General features: G+C 63.4%; 18 protein-coding genes. 13 read left to right on the forward strand and 5 right to left on the reverse strand.

The window, feature by feature from the left end:
* Positions 1–15: 15 nt before the first annotated feature.
* The 5 genes from OGR47_RS03440 to OGR47_RS03460 all read left to right on the forward strand — a co-directional run bounded on the left by OGR47_RS03440 (position 16) and on the right by OGR47_RS03460 (position 3765).
* Positions 16–297, forward strand: coding sequence for a hypothetical protein (locus tag OGR47_RS03440; RefSeq protein ID WP_165051264.1), 282 nt, complete (start codon positions 16–18; stop codon positions 295–297).
* Positions 298–353: 56 nt separating this feature from the next.
* Complete coding sequence (locus OGR47_RS03445; RefSeq protein ID WP_165051262.1) at positions 354–1199, forward strand: DUF692 domain-containing protein; 846 nt, start codon at positions 354–356, stop codon at positions 1197–1199.
* Positions 1196–2023, forward strand: coding sequence for a DNA-binding domain-containing protein (locus OGR47_RS03450; RefSeq protein ID WP_165051260.1), 828 nt, complete (start codon positions 1196–1198; stop codon positions 2021–2023). The genes OGR47_RS03445 and OGR47_RS03450 overlap by 4 nt, the downstream gene beginning before the upstream one ends.
* Before the next feature lie 75 nt (positions 2024–2098).
* Complete coding sequence (locus tag OGR47_RS03455) at positions 2099–3166, forward strand: XdhC family protein (protein WP_246729657.1); 1068 nt, start codon at positions 2099–2101, stop codon at positions 3164–3166.
* The gene (locus OGR47_RS03460) at positions 3166–3765 is read left to right on the forward strand and encodes a nucleotidyltransferase family protein (protein ID WP_165051254.1); all 600 of its coding nucleotides are present in this window, start codon (positions 3166–3168) and stop codon (positions 3763–3765) included. Before OGR47_RS03455 ends, OGR47_RS03460 begins: the two co-directional genes overlap by 1 nt.
* Here the strand turns inward: OGR47_RS03460 and OGR47_RS03465 are convergent.
* On the reverse strand, positions 3752–5935 hold the full coding sequence (locus OGR47_RS03465) for a xanthine dehydrogenase family protein molybdopterin-binding subunit (RefSeq protein ID WP_165051253.1): 2184 nt from the start codon (positions 5933–5935) through the stop codon (positions 3752–3754). The genes OGR47_RS03460 and OGR47_RS03465 overlap by 14 nt on opposite strands.
* A 12-nt stretch (positions 5936–5947) precedes the next feature.
* Positions 5948–6397 (reverse strand): (2Fe-2S)-binding protein, encoded by a 450-nt coding sequence (locus OGR47_RS03470; protein ID WP_165051249.1) that lies wholly within the window; start codon positions 6395–6397, stop codon positions 5948–5950.
* Between the two features lie 270 nt (positions 6398–6667).
* On the opposite strand from OGR47_RS03470, the gene OGR47_RS03475 reads away from it, so the two are divergent.
* The 7 genes from OGR47_RS03475 (at position 6668) to OGR47_RS03505 (ending at position 12198) form a co-directional block, all read left to right on the forward strand.
* Positions 6668–7057 carry an HU family DNA-binding protein gene (locus OGR47_RS03475; protein WP_165051247.1) on the forward strand — a complete coding sequence of 130 codons (390 nt, stop codon included), beginning with the start codon at positions 6668–6670 and terminating at the stop codon, positions 7055–7057.
* Between the two features lie 137 nt (positions 7058–7194).
* Positions 7195–8346 (forward strand): 4Fe-4S dicluster domain-containing protein, encoded by a 1152-nt coding sequence (locus tag OGR47_RS03480; protein WP_165051245.1) that lies wholly within the window; start codon positions 7195–7197, stop codon positions 8344–8346.
* Positions 8346–8807 carry a cyclic nucleotide-binding domain-containing protein gene (locus tag OGR47_RS03485; RefSeq protein ID WP_165051243.1) on the forward strand — a complete coding sequence of 154 codons (462 nt, stop codon included), beginning with the start codon at positions 8346–8348 and terminating at the stop codon, positions 8805–8807. Before OGR47_RS03480 ends, OGR47_RS03485 begins: the two co-directional genes overlap by 1 nt.
* 4 nt (positions 8808–8811) lie before the next feature.
* Positions 8812–9660 carry an FAD/NAD(P)-binding protein gene (locus OGR47_RS03490; RefSeq protein WP_246729656.1) on the forward strand — a complete coding sequence of 283 codons (849 nt, stop codon included), beginning with the start codon at positions 8812–8814 and terminating at the stop codon, positions 9658–9660.
* A gap of 1 nt (position 9661) precedes the next feature.
* Positions 9662–10453 (forward strand): oxidoreductase, encoded by a 792-nt coding sequence (locus tag OGR47_RS03495; protein ID WP_165051238.1) that lies wholly within the window; start codon positions 9662–9664, stop codon positions 10451–10453.
* Positions 10428–11720 carry a Ni/Fe hydrogenase subunit alpha gene (locus OGR47_RS03500; RefSeq protein WP_165051236.1) on the forward strand — a complete coding sequence of 431 codons (1293 nt, stop codon included), beginning with the start codon at positions 10428–10430 and terminating at the stop codon, positions 11718–11720. The genes OGR47_RS03495 and OGR47_RS03500 overlap by 26 nt, the downstream gene beginning before the upstream one ends.
* Positions 11721–11724: 4 nt before the next feature.
* Positions 11725–12198 (forward strand): hydrogenase maturation protease, encoded by a 474-nt coding sequence (locus tag OGR47_RS03505; RefSeq protein WP_165051234.1) that lies wholly within the window; start codon positions 11725–11727, stop codon positions 12196–12198.
* 179 nt (positions 12199–12377) lie between these two features.
* Here OGR47_RS03505 and OGR47_RS03510 read toward each other — a convergent pair whose 3' ends face one another.
* A complete protein-coding gene (locus tag OGR47_RS03510; RefSeq protein WP_165051232.1) occupies positions 12378–13403 on the reverse strand; it encodes a UDP-glucose--hexose-1-phosphate uridylyltransferase in 1026 nt (341 codons plus the stop codon).
* An 11-nt stretch (positions 13404–13414) separates the two neighbouring features.
* Complete coding sequence (galK, locus tag OGR47_RS03515) at positions 13415–14611, reverse strand: galactokinase (protein ID WP_246729655.1); 1197 nt, start codon at positions 14609–14611, stop codon at positions 13415–13417.
* A 168-nt stretch (positions 14612–14779) separates the two neighbouring features.
* Here galK and OGR47_RS03520 point away from each other — a divergent pair, with 168 nt between their 5' ends.
* Positions 14780–17512 carry a glycoside hydrolase family 2 protein gene (locus OGR47_RS03520; RefSeq protein ID WP_165051230.1) on the forward strand — a complete coding sequence of 911 codons (2733 nt, stop codon included), beginning with the start codon at positions 14780–14782 and terminating at the stop codon, positions 17510–17512.
* A 177-nt stretch (positions 17513–17689) separates the two neighbouring features.
* Here the strand turns inward: OGR47_RS03520 and OGR47_RS03525 are convergent, their stop codons facing one another.
* Positions 17690–19282 carry a phosphoenolpyruvate carboxykinase gene (locus OGR47_RS03525; protein ID WP_165051228.1) on the reverse strand — a complete coding sequence of 531 codons (1593 nt, stop codon included), beginning with the start codon at positions 19280–19282 and terminating at the stop codon, positions 17690–17692.
* Between the last annotated feature and the right edge of the window lie 25 nt (positions 19283–19307).

Consider the following 19307-nt stretch of genomic DNA (forward strand, 5'->3'; position numbering starts at 1 on the left):
CGAAGGAGGAAGTGGATGAAGACGAAAATCGTTTCGGGGGCGGCGTTGGCCGCTGCGGCTGTCGGCCTGGCGCTCAGCGGCGCTGTCGTCAGCCCCGCCGCCGCCCATGGGTCGCATCTGTGCAATATGTCCAAGGGCCAGTGCGGCGGCAAGACCGCCTGCATGACCAAAACCGGCGTCTGCAAGCACAATGTCGGAAAGAGCAAGGCTTCCTGCCGCCATGGCTGCCATCACAAGTCGTCCTGCCACCACAACAAGGGCGCTTGCAACATGAAGAGCAAGTGCCACACGAAGTAAGGTTTTGGCGCCGGCTCCGCTGGGGCCGGCGCCCATTTTAGGCAGGGGACGTTCGAATGCAGAAGCCAGCCCCGCTCGGCTATGGTCTTGGCCTCCGCCCCATCTATTACGATGAGATCATGTCGGACCGGCCGCCGGTCGACTGGTTCGAGATCATCTCCGAAAACTACATGGTCGCGGGTGGACGTCCGCTCTCGATGCTGGACGCGGTTCGCGCCGATTATCCGATCGTCATGCATGGCGTCGCCATGTCGCTCGCCTCGACCGATCCGCTGGATTTCGACTATCTCGCCCAGTTGAAAGCACTGATCGAACGCGTGCAGCCGGCCTGGGTCTCGGACCATGTCGCCTGGACAGGCGTCCATGGCCTCTCGCTGCACGACCTTCTGCCGATCCCCTATACGCGAGAGTCGCTCGACCATATCGTTGAGCGCATCTGCCGGGTGCAGGATTTTCTCAAGCGCCAGCTCGTGGTCGAGAACGCTTCGACCTATGTTTCCTTCGTGTCGTCGGAGATGAGTGAGCAGGACTTCGTGAAGGAGATGGCCGAGCGCGCCGATTGCCTGCTGCTGTTCGACATCAACAATGTCTTCGTGTCCTGCTTCAATCACGGCTATGATCCGGTCGCCTTTATCGACGCCGTTCCGGTCGAGCGCGTGGTCCAATTCCACATGGCAGGCCATACGAACCACGAGACGCATCGCGTCGACACCCATGATCAGCCGATCTGCGAGGAGGTCTGGGGGCTCTACGAACATGCGCGACGCCGCTTCGGCGACGTTTCGGCGATGATCGAACGCGACGACAATTTCCCGCCTTTCTCGGAGCTGCTCGACGAATTGCAGCGCATGCGCGACATAGACGCCCGCATCGCGGCGGAAAAGGCGTTGAGCGCGGCATGAAGCTCGCCGACTTTCAGGCGCTATTCCAGGCGCGCATACTCGCTGGCCCGAGCGACGAGGATGCGCCGCTCCTGGAGGAGCTGCGCGAGTCGCAGCGGGGCGCCGGGCGCGACGAGCTTCTGCATGTCTATCAGTCGGGCTACCGCATCCGGCTGGAGAGCTTTCTCTATGAGGATCATCCGGGCTTGCGCGCGCTGATCGGCGATGACGCCTTCGAGGCGCTGATCGGCGAATATGTGGCCGCCAATCCGCCGCAGTGCCGCAACGCCCGTTGGTACACGACCGGCCTACCAGACTATATGCGCGAACATGCGCCCTGGCGCGGCGACGCGCGCGCGATTGCGATGGCGTTTCTGGAGCGCGCGATGGTCGACGCCTTCGACGCGCCGAACGCCGAGCCGTTCACAATACAGGCGCTCGCGGGCATTGCGCCCGAGGACTCGCCGCGCCTCGTTTTCGAATTCCATCCAAGCCTCATCCTGCTGGCGCAACCGGCGGGCGTCCTGGCCGCTTATCAAGATGCAGCGGCTGAGGATGAAGAGGAGCCAGGGGAGGAGGCTGGCGAAGGCGACTTCGAGTCCGAGCCCGCGGAGGGGACCGAAACCGTTGCGGTTTGGCGCTGCAATGAAGAGACGGCCTATCGCGAGCTCGAGCCCGCGGAATATGTCGCGCTCTGCGAAGCCAGGGCCGGCCGCGCCTTCGGCGACATCTGCCAGATGGCGGCCTTCCAGCAATCGGGCGACATCGAACCCGAGCGGCTGGCGCAATTTCTGGCGAGCTGGTTCGATGACGGCATGGTTACCGGCGTGTCGCTGCGCGATTGAGGCTTCAAATCCTACGCTTTTGCTATAATTAAAGGGCGAGCGGCGACGCGTCCGCTCGACGGCGGAGGCATGCGCGTGAACGAGACCAGTCTTTCGGCGCCCGTAGATGACGCCAGCGTTCTGCGTCAGGCCGAGAGCTGGCGTCGGATGGGACGGGGCGTCGCCCTTGCAACGGTCGTAGAAACTTTCGGATCGGCGCCGCGCCCCGTGGGCTCCCATCTTGCCGTCGACGAAGCGGGGGCCTTCTGCGGCTCGGTATCCGCCGGCTGCGTCGAGGGAGAGGTCATAACGGCGGCCCAGGACGCCATAGCCGACGGCGCGCCGCGTTTTCTGGAGTTTGGCGTCGCTGACGAGGTCGCCTGGCGCGTCGGCCTCTCCTGCGGCGGGCGCATTGCAGTTCATGTCGAGAGAATTGACCCAGACCGCCTCGTCTTGCTTTCCGCCCTGAATGGCGAGATCGCCGCTCGGCGCCCCTGCGCCGTTATCACGCCGCTGGATGGCGGCGCGATGCAGCTTATTCGCGCGGGTGATTTTGCGGCGCACCCGCGCGCGCTACCCGCGCAATTGCGCGACGGCGACAGCGGACTCGTCCTGCACGAAGGACGGCGGCTTTTCATCAGTCACCACCGACCGGGGCCTCGTCTCCTCGTCGTCGGCGCGGTGCATGTCGCGCAGGCGCTGGCGGCCATTGCGACCCTTGCCGGTTTCGACGTGACGGTCATCGACCCGCGCGGCGCCTATGCCTCGGCCGAGCGCTTCCCCCAGGCCCGGCTCGATATGCGCTGGCCCGACGAGGCGCTGCCGGAGATCGGGCTCGACGCCGCCACCGCGATCGCGATTCTCACGCATGATCCCAAGATCGACGACCCCGCGCTGCGCCTCGCGCTCGCCTCGGATTGCTTCTACGTCGGCGCTCTCGGATCGCGCGCCACTCATGCGCGGCGCGCCGAACGCCTGAAAGCAAGCGGGGTAACGCCCTTCGCGCTGGAGCGCCTGCGTGCGCCGATCGGCCTCGACATCGCCGCCATAAGCCCGGCCGAGATCGCGGTGTCGATCCTGGCGGAAGTCATTCTCGCGCGCGGCCAGAAGCCGCTGCGCCAGCTGCTGCAGCACGCCACTGCAACAAGCTGTGGCGCAGGCTGATGAGCGGGACGCCGAACGTCGCCGCCATCATTCTCGCAGCCGGGCGCGGCGCGCGTTTCAGCGCGAACGAAAATAAGCTTTTGGCGCCGCTCGATGGGAAGCCTCTGTTGCGTCACGTCGCCGAGGCGGCGCTCGCTTCGCGTGCAAGCCGCGTCATTGTCGTGACAGGAGATAAGCGCGACCAGATCGCGGCGGCCCTCGCCGGCCTGTCGATCAGCTATGCGCATAACGCAGATTTCGCGAATGGCTTGGCGTCCTCGCTACGCGCCGGACTGGCCGCCGCCGCCGAGGCGGATGGCGCGCTCGTTCTACTCGGCGATATGCCGGGCGTTGCAGCGCCGGTTCTCGATGCGCTCATCATGGCGTTCGGAGACGCACCCCATTGCGCCGCCGTCGTTCCGGTCTGCCAGGGCTGGTGGGGAAACCCGGTTCTGCTCGCGCGCGCGCTCTTCCCGCAACTGACTCGGCTTCAGGGCGACGAAGGCGCGCGGCGCCTGTTGCGTTCGAGCGAGGGCGTCGTCGAACTTCCGCTCGACGACCCAAACATATTGGCGGACGTCGACACGCCCGCCGACCTCGCTTCGTTTAGACGAATCTGATGTTTGCTTCCTTGAGCGGGATCGACCGGATGCGCTTGCCCGTCGCCGCGAAATAGGCGTTGAGCACCGCTGGCGCGGCGACGCAGATGGTCGGTTCGCCGACGCCGCCCCAGAAGCCGCCGCTCGGCATGACGATGGATTCGACCTTCGGCATATCCTTGAGGCGCATCGACTCGTAGCTGTCGAAATTCTCCTGCTCGACGCGGCCGTCCTTGATGGTGATCCCGCCATGAAAGAGCGCGGAGAGGCCATAGACGAAAGAGCCGGAAATCTGACGCTCGATCTGCGCCGGATTGACCGCGTGGCCGGGGTCCGTCGCCGCGACGATGCGATGGATCTTGATCTTGTCGTCCGCGGCGACTGAGATTTCCGCGACCGCTGCGACATAGCTGCCATAGCCCATATAGCCGGCGATGCCGCGATGAATGCCTTCCGGCGCCGGCTTGTTCCAGCCGGCGCGCTCGGCGACGGCCTCGAGCACGCCGAGATGCTTGGGATGATTCGCCATCAGCTTGCGCCGGAAGGCTAGCGGGTCCTCGCCGGTCGCATGGGCGAGCTCGTCCATGAAACATTCGAGATAGATGGCGTTTTGGTTGATGTTGACCCCGCGCCAGAAGCCCGGCGGGACGGGCGGGTTCCGCATCGAATGTTCGACGAGGAGATTGGGGAAATCATAGCCGATCTGCGCGTCGCCCGTCGCCGCCAGCCCCTGAAACACCGCCGGATCGACGCCGTTCTTCACCGCCTGCGGCCGCACGCTGGAAAGGATCGATTGGCCGGAAATGCGCATGTGCAGGGCGGTGAGCTTATTGTCGGCGTCGAAGGCGCCGGTGAGCTTGCATTGCGTGACAGGGTGATATTTGCCCTGCGTCATATCCTCTTCGCGCGACCAAAGCAGCTTCACGGGCGTGCCCGGAAGCTGCTTCGCGATCAGCACCGCCTGGGTCACATAGTCGGTAAAGCCCTTACGCCCGAAGCCGCCGCCGAGGATGAGCTTGTGCACGTCGCATTTTTCGGGCGGTAGGCCCGAAGCCTGAACGACCGCATCGAAAGCCGCCTCGCCATTCTGCGTGCCGGTCCAGACCTCGCATTTGTCGGGCGTATAGAGCGCCGTCGCGTTCAGCGGCTCCATCGCCGCGTGGTTCTGGTGTGGATAGCTATAGACGGCCTCGACGACCTTGGCGGCTTTGGCGATGGCCGCCTGCGCGCTGCCGTTCTGATTGCCGGCGACGGCGGGCTGCGAATCGTGCAGGCCCTCCGCAAGCCATTTCGCCGTGTCGGCGCTGGAGGTCTTGGCGTTCGGGCCTTCGTCCCAAACAATGGGAAGCGCGTCGAGCGCCGTCTTCGCATGCCACCAGGTGTCAGCGACGACGGCGATGGCATTGTCGCCGACGCGCACGACCCTCTTCACGCCCTTGAAATTGGCGATCTTGCTTTCGTCATAGCTCGCGAGCTTGCCGCCGAACACCGGGCAGGCCTTGATCGCGGCGTTCAGCATCCCCGGCAGCTTGACGTCGACGCCATAGGTCATCTTGCCGGTCGTCTTGTCGGAGGTGTCGAGTCGCAGCAAGCCCTTGCCGGCGATTTTCCAGTCGCGCGGGTCCTTGAGCGCCACGTCGGCCGGCGGGGGGAGCTTCGCGGCCGCGTCCGCGACCTTGCCATAGCTCGTCGCGCGGCCCGAGGCGGCGTGGGTGATCACGCCCTTTTCGGCCCGGCATTCTTTCGCGGGAACGTTCCACTCATTGGCCGCAGCCTGGATCAGCATGGCGCGCGCGACGGCGCCGCCCTTGCGCACATAATCCTGCGAGGAGCGAATGCCGCGGCTGCCGCCGGTCGAGAAATCGCCCCACACGCGGCTGCGCGCCGCGTTCTCGCCGGGCGTGGGATATTCCGTCGTCACCTTGGTCCAGTCGCAATCGAGCTCCTCGGCGACAAGCTGCGCAAGTCCTGTCAGCGTGCCCTGGCCCATTTCCGACCGCGCAATTCGGATAACCACCGTGTCATCCGGCTTGACCACGACCCAGGCGTTGACCTCGGGCTTTGTCAGCGGCGCGGCCGTCGCCGTCTCGCTCCCGAAGGGGATGTCGAGGCCGAGCGCTAGGCCGCCGCCGAGCGAGGCGGCGCCGATGAGAAAGCCGCGGCGGCCGATGTCGTCGATGCTGTTGCTCATATCGATCGTCCCTTAGGCCTTGGCGGCGGCGTGGATGGCCTCGCGCACCTGCTGGAAGGTTCCGCAGCGGCAGATGTTGGTGATGGCGTTGTCGATGTCCTGGTCGCTCGGACTCGGCTTCTCTGCGAGAAGCGCCGCGACCGCCATAATCATGCCGCTCTGGCAATAGCCGCATTGCGGCACGTCGAGAGCAATCCAGGCCTGTTGCACGCGATGCAAGACGCCGTTTTGCGCAAGGCCCTCGATCGTCGTGATCTTCTTGCCCGCGGCGTCGCCGACCGTCACGCTGCAGGAGCGCACGGCTTGCCCGTCGATATGGACCGTGCAGGCGCCGCATTGCGCGATGCCGCAGCCATATTTGGTGCCGGTGAGCCCCGCATTCTCACGCAATGCCCAGAGGAGCGGCGTATCCGGCTCGACATCCACGTCGATCTTCGCGCCATTGACGAAAAGAACCGTCATTGCATCTTTCCTCGCCGCTCGATTTCATTTCCGAAATCCTACCAAATGAGAGGGGTTTCGCCAAGCCACTCCCGCGATTTGCCCGCCTATTTAGGGCGACGCCGATGCGCCGCGAGGGCGGCAATTTTGGCGCGGCGGAAGAGAAGACACGTTGGTTTAGCAATGAATGCAAGGGCGCGATTGCGAATCACCTTGTAAATCGTTAGCAATTTGCATTGTCGGCGCGGGCACGCGGCATTTGGCGGCCAATCGCGACGAGGAGAAAAGCTTATGGCCAAGGCAAAAACCACCAAGGCTGCCGCGACCGCCAAGGTCAGCGGCAGGGAAGCTCCCACTGTTCGTCCGGTCAAGGAGACCATGACGAAGGCGGCGCTGATCAACTATATCGCTGAGCAGAACGAGCTGCCGCGCAAGACGGCGGCGGCGGTCTACGCTACGCTGGAAGGCGTGTTTCTGGGTTCGGTGCATCCCAAGGGCGTCGGCGAATTCACGCTGCCGGGCCTTTTGAAGGTGACGCTGCGCAAGGTGCCGGCGCGCAAGGCCGGAACGCTCGTGCGCAATCCCGCCACCGGCGAAATGGTGAAGGCCGCAGCCAAGCCCGCGAGCGTTCGCGTCAAGATTCGCGCGCTTTCCAAGCTGAAAACGGCGGCGACCAAATAATCTGGCGACATCGCCGGCGGCGCCCTGCCGGTCGGCGATGTCCGCGGCGTTTTAACTAAAATCATTTCTCGCGCCGTCGCGCGCGCTTCATATTCGGGGTACAATTTCCCTCGAACAGCCAAGCGCAAGAATGAGCGATGTCGGAAGCAGCGAGCGGCGCCATCCCTGAACGTTCCGTGATTTCGGTCGACGGGCTGGGCGCTTTGATCGAAGCCCTGCGGCTCCGGGGCAGGCGGGTCGTCGCGCCCACGATCGGCGACGACGCCATCATCTATGACGAAATCGACAGTCTCGACGATTTGCCGCGCGGCGTCACCGACGAGCAGGAGCCCGGCCGCTACAAGCTTGCGCAGCGTGAAGACGGCGTCTTTTTCGGCTATGCGGTCGGCCCGCACTCATGGAAGAAATTCTTGCACAAGCCGCTGCTGAATTTGTGGCGCGCCAAGCGGCAGGGCAGTGCGATCGAGGTCGAGGCCGAGCCGCTCGATCCGCAGAACTATGCTTTTCTCGGCGTGCGGGCCTGTGAGCTCAACGCGATCGCCATACAGGACCGCGTCCTGATGGGGGGCGACTATGTCGACCCGCATTACAAAGCGCAGCGGGAAGGCGCCTTTATCGTCGCGCTGAATTGCAGCAAGGCAGGCGGGACCTGCTTTTGCGTCTCGATGAAAACCGGCCCAAAAGTTACGAATGGCTTCGATCTCGCGCTTACGGAGCTTATGTCGGCCCACGCGCATGAATTTCTCGTCGAGGCCGGCTCCCCGGCAGGCGCCGAGATTCTCGCCGAATTGCCGCGCCGCCCCGCGACGCAGCAAGACCTCGACGCCGCAAATGCGATCATCGCGCAAACCGCCGCCTCGATGGGTCGGCGCATGCCGGACGAAGACCTGCCGGCGCTGCTGATGCGTAATCTTCAGCATCCGCGCTGGCAGGAGGTCGCGCAGCGCTGCCTGTCTTGCGCCAATTGCACCATGGTCTGCCCGACCTGCTTCTGCACCTCCGTCGAGGACCACAATGATCTCGCGGGCGTCGAGTCCTCGCGCAGCCGGCGCTGGGACTCCTGCTTCACCATGGATTATTCCTACATCCACGGCGGGTCGGTGCGGCCGAGCGTCTCGTCGCGCTATCGGCAGTGGATGACGCATAAGCTCGCAACTTGGCACGAGCAATTCGGCACGACGGGCTGCGTGGGCTGCGGCCGCTGCATCACCTGGTGTCCTGTCGGCATCGACATCACCGAGGAAACGCAGGCCATTTTCGACAGCGAGAAAAGCGCGAGGAACCCCTGATGGAGAACTTAGAGCGCATCCTCTCCGACCATCCATTCTTCCATGGGGTCAATAAGGGTTTCGTCGAGCTTGCCGCGGGCTGCGCCAAGAATGCGCGTTTCGAGGCCGGCGATTTCATCTTCCACGAAGGCGAGGCGGCCGATCAATTTTACCTTGTCCGTGAGGGCCGCGTGGCCTTGCAGGTTGCGGCTCCGGGGCGCGGGGCGGCGACCTTTCTCACGCTCGGCGCGGGGGAGGTTTTCGGCGTCAATTGGCTCGTGCCGCCCTATCGCTGGGTCTATGACGCCAAGGCGCTCGAACGCTGCCGCCTGATCGCCATGGACGCGAAATGCCTGCGCGGCAAATGTGAAGCCGACCACAGCCTCGGCTACGACATCATGAAACGCCTGATGCCGGTGCTGATCGACCGTCTGCATGAGACGCGGCTGCAATTCCTCGACCTCTATGGCTCCCACGGCTGAGACGATGATGTCCGAGACAGCGGCTCTCCTGCACGCAAGGCCGATGGTTCCGCAGATCGCCCATGTGCACCGGCGCCGCCATGACGCGCCGGACGCCTGGACATTGGAGCTGGAAATGGCGAGCGGCGAGCGTTTTCATTATGCGCCCGGCCAGTTCAACATGCTCACCGCCTTCGGCGTCGGCGAAGCGGCGATCAGCGTCAGCGGCGACCCGGCCGACGGCCCGCTCATCCATACGATCCGCGCCGTCGGCCCCGTCTCCAAAGCGCTCACGCAGCTCGGCCCGGGCGACCCGATCGGCGTTCGTGGGCCTTTCGGCGTCGGCTGGCCCATGGCGCAGGCCGAGGGCAGGGACGTCGTCGTCGTCGCCGGCGGATTGGGTCTCGCACCCTTGCGGCCGGCGCTCTACCGCCTGCTGGGCGAGCGCGATCGTTTCGGAAAGGTGACGCTGCTCTTCGGCGCGCGGCGGCCGGAAGAGATCGTCTTTCGGCGCGAGGTCGAGCATTGGCGCAGTCGGCTCGACATAGACGTCGAAGTCATAGTGGATCATGCGACGGGCGACTGGCATGGCAATGTCGGCGTTGTCACCAATCTGATCTCGCGCCTCGGCGTCGACCCGGCCAAAACCCTCGCCATGGTTTGCGGCCCCGAGGTTATGATGCGCTTCGTCTCGATGGCGCTCGTCGACAAGGGCGTCGGCGAAGAGGCGATCTATCTTTCGATGGAACGCAATATGAAATGCGCCATCGGCCAGTGCGGCCACTGCCAGCTTGGCCCGACCTTCATCTGCCGCGACGGGCCGGTCTTCACCTATGAGCGGCTGAAGCCCCTTCTCGCGATCAAGGAGCTTTGACATGGAGGCCAGGAAGCCGCGTCTTGCGGTATGGAAATTCGCCTCCTGCGATGGATGCCAATTGAGCCTGCTCGATTGCGAGGACGAGCTTCTCGCCATCGCCGGCGCGATCGACATCGCCTATTTTCCCGAGGCGACGCGCGGCGAGGTCAAGGGCGTCTATGACCTCTCGCTTGTCGAAGGCTCGGTGACGACAGCCCATGACGTCGAGCGCATCCACGAGGTGCGCCGCCGCTCGAAAACGCTGATCACCATCGGCGCCTGCGCCACCTCCGGCGGCATTCAGGCGCTGCGCAATTTCGCCGACGTGCGCGAATATATCTCCATCGTTTACGCGCATCCCGAATATATCCACACGCTCGAAACCTCGACGGCGATCTCGGAGCATGTGCCCGTGGATTTCGAGCTGCGCGGCTGCCCGATCAACAAGGGACAGCTTGTCGACGTCGTCTCGGCCTTTCTCGCCGGTCGGCGCCCGAACACGCAGGCGCACAGCGTCTGCATCCAGTGCAAGCTCAAGGGCAATGTCTGCGTGATGGTCGCAAAGGCGACGCCCTGCCTGGGGCCGGTGACGCATGAGGGCTGCGGCGCGCTGTGCCCCTCTTATGACCGCGGCTGCTATGGCTGCTTCGGCCCCAAGGAGACGCCCAACGCTCCCTCCCTGAGCGGCTGGTTCGCCCGCATGGGCATGGACTCGAAGGGCCTCGGACGCATCTACCGCACCTTCAACGCCAATGCCGAACCCTTCCGCAAGGAGAGCGAACGCCATGACGCGCAAGACCGTAAAGGTTGACGTTCTTGCCCGCGTCGAGGGTGAGGGGGCGCTGAAGGTCGTGCTGCGCGACGGCAAAGTCGAGAGCGCCGAGTTCAACATCTTCGAGCCGCCGCGCTTCTTCGAGGCCTTTCTGCGCGGCCGTCATTTCGCCGAGACGCCGGACATCGTCGCGCGCATCTGCGGCATTTGCCCGATCGCTTATCAGATGAGCGCAGTTCACGCGCTCGAAAATCTTTTGGGCGTGAAGGTCGAGGGCCCGCTTCGCGATCTGCGCCGGTTGATCTATTGCGGCGAATGGATCGAGTCGCATGTGCTGCATATCTACATGCTGCATGCGCCCGACTTTCTGGGCTATGACGGCGGCGTGCAAATGGCGCGCGACCATGGCGAGGCGGTCAAGCGCGGCCTGCAGCTCAAGAAGGTCGGCAACGAAATTTTGCAGCTGCTCGGCGGCCGCGAAATCCATCCCGTGAATGTGCGCGTTGGCGGCTTCCATCGCGCGCCGCGCAGGCGCGAGCTGGCGCCCCTTGCCGAGAAGCTGAAATGGGCGCGCGAGGCGGCGCTGGAGACAGCGCGCTGGGTCGCGACCTTCAACTTTCCAGAGCGCGAGCGCGACTACACTTTCGTCGCGCTGCGACATCCGGGCGAATATCCCTTCAATGAAGGCCGGATCGTTTCCAACAAGGGCCTCGATATTCCGGCGTCCGAATATGACGCGCATTTCGAGGAGACGCATGTCGCCCATTCGACCGCGCTGCATTCGCATCTGCGCAATGGCGGCGGCTCTTATCTGACGGGACCGATGGCCCGCTACAATCTGGCCTTCGATCAGCTATCGGCGCTGGCGAAAGAGACCGCGCGAGAGATCGGCCTCGGCGAAAGCTGTCGCAGTCCCTATCGCAGCATAATGGTGCGCGCGGTTGAGACGGTCTACGCTTGCGACGAAGCGCTGCGTGTGATCGAGAGCTATGAGCAGCCCGACCGGCCTTTCGTCCCTGTGGAGCCCCGCGCCGGCGTCGGCTATGCCGCCACCGAGGCGCCGCGCGGCACGCTCTATCATCGCTACCATATCGACGACACGGGCACGATCACCGACGCGCAGATTGTGCCGCCGACCTCACAGAACCAGGCCTGTCTCGAAGAGGATCTCCTAGACTTCATCGGCGGCTTCTCCGATCTGCCTCACAAAGAATTACAGTGCCGCTGCGAGCAAACCGTACGCAATTACGACCCCTGCATTTCCTGCGCGACGCATTTCCTAAAGCTGGAGATCGACAGGGGTTAACGCCGTGACGCAAGGCCGGGTGGTGGTCATCGGCGTCGGCAGCCTCGATCGAGGCGACGACGCCGCCGGCCGTGAGGTTGCCAGACGTCTGCGGGTCACGTGCGAGAGCCATGCCGAAATCCTCGAGCTCGAGGGAGAGGCGACAGGCATTCTCGCGGCGCTCGAAAAAGCCGAGGCTGCATTCGTCATCGACGCCTGCCTATCGGGCGCGGCAGCGGGAACCATTCGACGTTTCGACGTTGCCGAGGGGCTTCCGGCGGCCCTTAGCTTTGGCCTTTCATCCCACGGCTTCGGCCTCGCCGAAGCGGTGGAGCTGGCGAAGGCGCTCGGCGCATTGCCGCCGCGTTGCATCGTTTACGCAATAGAAGGCGAATCTTTTGAGATAAGCGCGCCCGTTTCCGCCGCTGTCACTCGCGCGATCGAAGAGGTCGCGATGCGCGTGCGCGATGAGATTCACGTTCTTCTGAGGCGCGAATAATACTATCTCCGTTTGAACAGCTCGCATGGGCTTGTCATTCCCGGCGGGCTGAAAGCCCGACCGGGAATCCAGAGCCACAAGAGCACTGGCTGCTCTGGATTCCCGATCGCTCGCTGCGCGAGCGTCGGGAATGACACGGGCCCAATCAAGCGGATCTCGTATAACGCTTCGCTTGCGTTTCAGCGCGACACTGAAGCCCTCAGCCGCTCGGCCGCGCTCTCGGGTGTGATGTCCCGTTGCGGCGAGCCCAGCAATTCGAAACCGACCATGAACTTCCGGATCGTCGCCGAGCGCAGCAGCGGCGGATAGAAATGGCCGTGAAAATGCCAGTGTGGATGCGCGGCGCCATCACTCGGACGCTGATGGAAACCCATCGAATAAGGGAAGGGCGTGGAGAAGAGATGATCGTAGCATTTGGTGATCTGGCTCAGAATATCCGCGAGCGCGCGCGAGTCGCTTTCGCCGAATTCGTCGAGGGCGACCATGTGGCGGCGCGGCAGCAACATCGTTTCGAAAGGCCAGGTCGCCCAAAACGGCACAAGCGCGACAAAGCCGTCGTTCTCACAAACGATGCGCTCGCGCTTCTCGAGCTCGAGCGCCAGATAGTCACATAGCAGGCACGATCCGCGGCTCTCGAAATAAGCGTGCTGGCGGACCGATTCTTTCAGGATTTCGTTTGGCACGCTCTGCGTCGCCCAAATCTGGCAGTGCGGATGAGGATTGCTCGCGCCCATCATCGCGCCGCGATTTTCGAAAATCTGAACAAAGCCGACCAAGGGATTGGCGTCGAGGCGGGCGAATTCTTCCCGCCAGAGTTCGACGACCTTTGTGATGTCGTCCACGCTCATGCGGGACAAGGTGAGATCGTGGCGGGGCGAGAAACACACGACGCGGCAGAAGCCCGGCTCCCCTTGCGCGACGATCAGACCCTTGTCGTTGACCTCTTCCCGTGGCGCGTCCGCCAGGAGCGCGGCAAAATCATTGTCGAAGGAGAAGACGTCTTCGTAAGCCGGATTGCGCTCGCCATTTGCGCGCGCGTTACCGGGGCAAAGATAGCAGCCGGGGTCATACGACGGGATGACGGCCTCGGCTTTGGCCTCGGTCTGGCCCTGCCAGGGTCGGTTCGTGCGATGCGGGGAGACGAGCACCCACTCGCCGGTCAGGGCGTTGAGGCGGCGGTGTGAGTCGTGTTGCAATCGCAGCATATGGGTATCCGTCAAAATATGGCGGGCCCGGCTCCGGGGCCGGGAAAGCAGGTGAAGATCATCGGCGATAAATTTGTCGCCTTTTCGTAGGCTGGACCGACAGCGTCGGCAAAATGCGCAGCTGCGGACGCTTCGACGAGCGCCACGACACAGCCGCCGAAGCCGCCGCCCGTCATGCGCGCGCCGTAGACGCCGGGGACGGCGCGGGCAAGCTCGGCCATCAGATCAAGCTCGGCGCAGCTGACGTTATAGTCATTGCGCAGGCTCTCGTGAGAGGCGTTCATCAGCTGCCCGAATTCGGCGAAATCGCGCGCCTCCAGCGCGGCCACCGCGGCGAGCGCGCGGGCGTTTTCGGTGACCACATGCCGTGCGCGCTTGAGGATCGTCGCCGGAAGACGCGCCGCATGCTCCTCCAGCTGCTCGACGCCGACATCGCGCAGCGCCGTTACGCCTTCGATCGAAGAAGACAGAAGCGCGACCGCTTCCTCACACTCGCGGCGACGCTGGGTGTATTCGCTGCTTGCCAACTGATGGTGAACCATCGTGTTGCAGATCACGATCCGAACCGACGGGTCGATGCGCACGGTTCGGTGTTCGAGGCTGCGGCAATCGAGCAGCAAGGCGGCGCCTTCGACGCCGTGGCAGGAAATGAACTGGTCCATGATCCCGCAGCGCATGCCGACGAAATTATTCTCGGCGCGCTGGCAGATTTTGGCGAGATCGAGAAGGTCGATCTCCTCGCCGGAGACGTTCAGCAGCGCATAGCCGACCGCGACTTCGAGCGCCGCAGAGGCCGAGAGCCCCGAGCCCATCGGCAATGTGCTGAACACCATGATGTCGGCGCCAAGCAGCCTGTAGCCGGACTTTTCCAGTTCGACGGCGACGCCGCAGATATAATCGCTCCATGCGCCAACGCGGCTTTGCGGCTGGTCGAGATCAAACGAAAAATCGCTGTTCAAATTGACCGAGTGAATGCGGATCACGCCGTCCGACCGCCTTGCGATCGCTGCATAAGTCGAAAGATCGAGCGCCGCCGGCAGCACGAAACCATCATTGTAGTCCGTGTGCTCGCCAATCAGATTGACGCGCCCGGGCGCGCGGAAAACAAGCGGCTCCGCGCCGAAGCGGCGCTGGAACAGAAGCGGCAGATCCTTGGCGTCGAGCGTCTGCATATCGATCCGGTCGGTCCCCTGATTGCCCAGCTTCACCTTACAAAAATCTCATGTCACGCCCAAGGCGCGGGGGTAAAATGGCTGGCCTTTTTACGTATATTCGCGTAGGGATTTTTCTCATCGCGCAGATCGCATATTCGCAGTTCAACATCATCTTCTATTCGTCCCTCGGACGGGCCAGGTTTCTGGCCAGGGAAGACCTCGGTGAAGAAAGCGCGTATCAGCCTCGATGGCATGTGGGAGTTCCAATATCTCGGCGGCGGCGTCTCTGCGCGCGCCGAGCGGCGGAGCATTGTCGTTCCCAGTCCCTGGCAAGCTCAGTTTCCCGACTTGAGCATGCGCGGCGGCGTCGGCGTTTATCGCCGCAGCGTCGACGTGCCGGCGGATTGGTTGTCGCAACGCATCTTCATCCATTTCGGCGCCGTGTTCCATATAGCGCATCTGTTCGTGAATGGCGCCTTGGTCGGCAGCCATGTCGGCGGCTTTCTGCCCTTCTACTTCGACATCACGGACCGCCTCGCGGGGGGGCGCGCCGAGATCGAAGTGCGCGTCGAAAGCCCGACCGACGACCCTGCCGAATTCCCCCACACGCCATTCGCTGAGATGCCGTTTGGCAAGCAGAGCTGGTATGGCCCTCTCTCGGGCATATGGCAGTCTGTCTATCTGGAGCGCAACATTCCCGATCGGGTGACCTGCTTGCGCGTGCGCGCCGATCTCGACTCCGGCGACATCGCCGCTCTGCTTCAGTACGAGCGCGCGCTTTGCGCGAGGACGGAAGCCTTATTGGAAGTGTTCGGCCCGCAGGGAGAATGCGTGGCCTCGACCAAGACGGAGCTCGCCGGCGGCGCCGAGCATACGACGTTGCGCGCCCAGGCGCCGAACCCGCAAGCTTGGTCGCCGGATGCGCCCAATCTTTATCGTCTGCGCGTGCGACTGATGCGGGACGGCGCGGTCATCGACGAGAAGGAGACGACGTTCGGCTTCCGCAAGATCGAGACGCGGGAGGGGAAACTTTATCTCAACGGCAAGCCCTTCTATCTGCGCGCGGCGCTGGACCAGGATTACTATCCGGATACGATCTGCACGCCGCCGTCGCTGGAGTTCATCGAGGATCGCTTCCGCAAAGCCAAGGCGCTCGGCCTCAATGCGCTGCGCTGTCACATCAAGGCGCCTGACCCGCGCTATTACGAAGCGGCCGACAGGCTGGGGCTGCTGGTCTGGGCCGAATTGCCGAACGGCGGATATTCCACCGAGCGTTCGCGCGAGCGTAAGGAGACGACGCTCAAGGGCATCATCGACCGCGACGGCAACCATCCGTCGATCTTTTGCTGGACGCTCATCAACGAGAACTGGGGCGTCGATCTCGTGCACGACGCCAAGCATCGCGCCTGGCTGCGGCGGCTCTATCTGTGGCTGAAGGCCTATGATCCGACGCGCCTCGTTGTCGATAATTCGCCGCTCGCGCCGAGCTTCCACGTGCAGAGCGATCTTGCGGATTACCACTTCTACGCGGCGATTCCCGACAGCCGCCATGATTGGGACCGTTTCGTCGACGCGCTCGCCGATCGCGGCGATTGGCTGTTCAGTCCCGAGGGCGACGCCGTGACGACGGGCCAGGAGCCGCTGCTCTGCTCGGAGTTTGGCAATTGGGGGCTTCCCGATCCCGAGAAGCTCAACGACGCCGTTGGGCGTGAACCCTGGTGGTTCGAGACCGGTCACGACTGGGGCGAGGGCGTCATGTATCCGCATGGCGTGCTCAACCGCTTCCACGATTGGAGCCTCGACCGCGTCTTCGGCAGTTTCGAGGCGTTTATTGAGGCCACGCAATGGCAGCAGTTTCGCGCTCTCAAATATGAGATCGAAGCCATGCGGCGGCGCGCCGAGATCTCAGGCTATGTCATCACCGAGCTGACCGATTGCCATTGGGAGTCGAACGGCCTCCTCGACATGCGCTCCAACACGCGCGCCTTCCACGATGTCTTCCACAGGATCAACGCCGATACGGTGATCGTGCCGCGTCTCGAGCGCGCGGCCTTTTGGTCGGGGGAAACGCTGCAGGTCCCCGTGCGCATTGCGCATGGCGGTTCGGATGCGCTCGACCCGGGAACGCTGGAAATACTATCCGACTGGTCGCAGACCCTGCCGACGCCGCGCATCGAAGCGGGCTCGGTGGCGGAGATGGGCGTGATATCCTTCGAGCTGCCCGACGTCGAAAAACCGTCGATGCGCTGCGTTTCGTTTCATCTGCGTGCGGCCAATGGCGAGATCGTCGCTTCGAACGAGTTCGAGTTTGCGCTGCATCCGGCGCGCGCCACGCCGCCGGCGCTGTCTCTATGGTCGCCGGAGCCCGATGTGCGGGTGCGCCTTCAGTCTTATGGCTATCGCCTCGCCACGGGGATGAATGACGCGGATGTCGTCGTGGCTCTGCGCAATACGAGCGAGCTTGCGGATCATGTGCGCGGGGGCGGGCGCGCCGTGCTTCTCCCTGAAGACGAAGGCACGCTGACTCCGTTTTTCCCGCACTGGCAAAATGTGAAGGTCGTGGCGCGCGACGGCACGCTGTGGCGCGGCGACTGGGCTTCGTCCTTCGCCTGGCTGCGGCGGCGCGGACCTTTCCACGGCTTGCCCGGCGGCCCCATGATTGACCAGACTTTCGACCGCGTTATACCAACGCATGTGATTTCGGGCTGCAACCTCCTCGATTTCCATGCGCGCGTGCACGCCGCTCTGGCGGTCGGTTGGATTCACAAGCCTGTGGGCCTTGCGGTCGAGCGCTTCTATGGCGAAGGCCATATCGTAATCTCGACCTTCCGGTTGCTGCGCGATCCCCCCGGCGTGGATCCGACCGCGACGGTCCTGTTCGACGCGCTGATCGACACGGCTGCGAAAAAAACAGAGACGCCCGCGGTAGAGCCGGTCAAGCTCGAATCTGCGTGACCCTCTCATCACCATTTCCGTTTGAACAGCTCGTATTGGGGGATGTCATTCCCGGCGGGTTGCCCGACCGCGAATCCAGAGCCGCGAAACAAAATACGCTGGTTTTGCTCTGGATTCTCGATTGCTCGCTTTGCGATCGTCGAGAATGACACCCCAACCGATCAAGCTAATTTTGTATCACGTAGATTCGCAGCGCGGCGCCGCATCTTTGACCTCGCGATCCACAAAGGGCGCGAAAGGCTCGAAATTAGCGTGGAACATCTCGACGAGCTTGCGCGCCGTATTCGCGTAATCCTCGCGGGACGACCAAGTGGACGCGGGATCGAGCAGGGACGAGTCGACGCCCGGCGCCAAGAGCGGCGTCTCTAATCCGAAATAAGAGTCGCGGCGGAACGCGCCGTGCGCGAGCGCGCCGTCGAGAGCGGCGCGCAATAGCGCCCGGGTTGTCGCGATCGGCATGCGTTTTCCGTCGCCGAACCGCCCCTCCGTCCATCCGGTGTTGAGGAGCCAGCAATTGACGCCGTGGCGCGCGATGCGCTCGCGCAGCAGATTGCCATATGCGGATGGATGGCGCGGCATGAAGGGCGCGCCGAAACAAGTCGAAAACACCGCTTGAGGCTCGCGCAGGCCATTCTCGGTTCCTGCGACGCGCGCGGTATAGCCCGAGAGAAAGTGATACATCGCCTGGGCCGGATCGAGTCGGGCGATCGGCGGCAGGACGCCGAAGGCGTCGCAGGTCAGCATGATGATGTTTTTGGGATGGCCCGCGCGTCCTTCGCTCGATGCGTTGGAGATGAAATCCAGCGGATAGGCGATACGCGTGTTCTCCGTTTTGCTGTCGTCGTCGAAATCGACGCGGCGCGTTTCCGGGTCGATCCCGACATTTTCTAATATGACGCCGAAGCGTTCTGAGGCCGCATGGATCTCGGGCTCGAATTCGCGGGAGAGACGAATGGCTTTTGCATAGCAGCCGCCTTCGAAATTGAAGACACCGCTTTCGCCCCAGCCATGTTCGTCGTCGCCAACGAGCGCGCGTTGGGGATCGGCCGAGAGAGTCGTTTTTCCTGTGCCGGAGAGGCCGAAAAAGACAGCCGCGCCGCTGGCGTGGTCATTCGCTGCGCAATGCATCGGCAACACGCCTCGCGCCGGAAGAAGAAAATTGAGAAATGTGAAAACCGCCTTTTTGATCTCTCCCGCGTAGCGCGTGCCGCCGATCAGCGCGATGCGGCGCGTGAAGTCGAGGGCGATCACCGTCTGCGAGCGGCATCCGTGCCGGCTCGGAGTCGCCTTGAAGGAGGGCGACACTAATATCGTGAGATCCGCAGCCGAACGCGCCTCTCCGCGCGGCGGCCGGATGAGAAGATTGCGGATGAACAAGGAGTGCCAGGCGAATTCGCACTGGACGCGTATTCGCAGCTGATGCTCAGGGTCCGCGCAACACAGCAGATTCTGGGTGAATATGTCGCGCTCGCGCGCGTGCTGCGACATATCGTCGTAAAGCTGGTCGAATTGCGCCGCGCTCATCGACTGATTGTTATCCCACCAGACCGCTTTATCTGTGAGTTCGTCGCGGACGACGAATTTGTCGTTCGGGGACCGGCCGGTATGCGGCGCGGTTTCAACGACGAGCGCGCCGCTTCTTGCGATGACGCCTTCCTTGCGTTTCAGCGCCTCTTCATAGAGCCGGGCGGCTTCGAGGTCATGAAATTCATCGAGGGAGAAAGTTGCTTCAACCGGACGATCGAACGTCACCCTCGTCTGCGCCGTCATTTTTCCTCGGTCCTTTTCGCGCTAA

The organism is Methylocystis sp. MJC1 (assembly GCF_026427715.1).
Taxonomy (GTDB): domain Bacteria; phylum Pseudomonadota; class Alphaproteobacteria; order Rhizobiales; family Beijerinckiaceae; genus Methylocystis.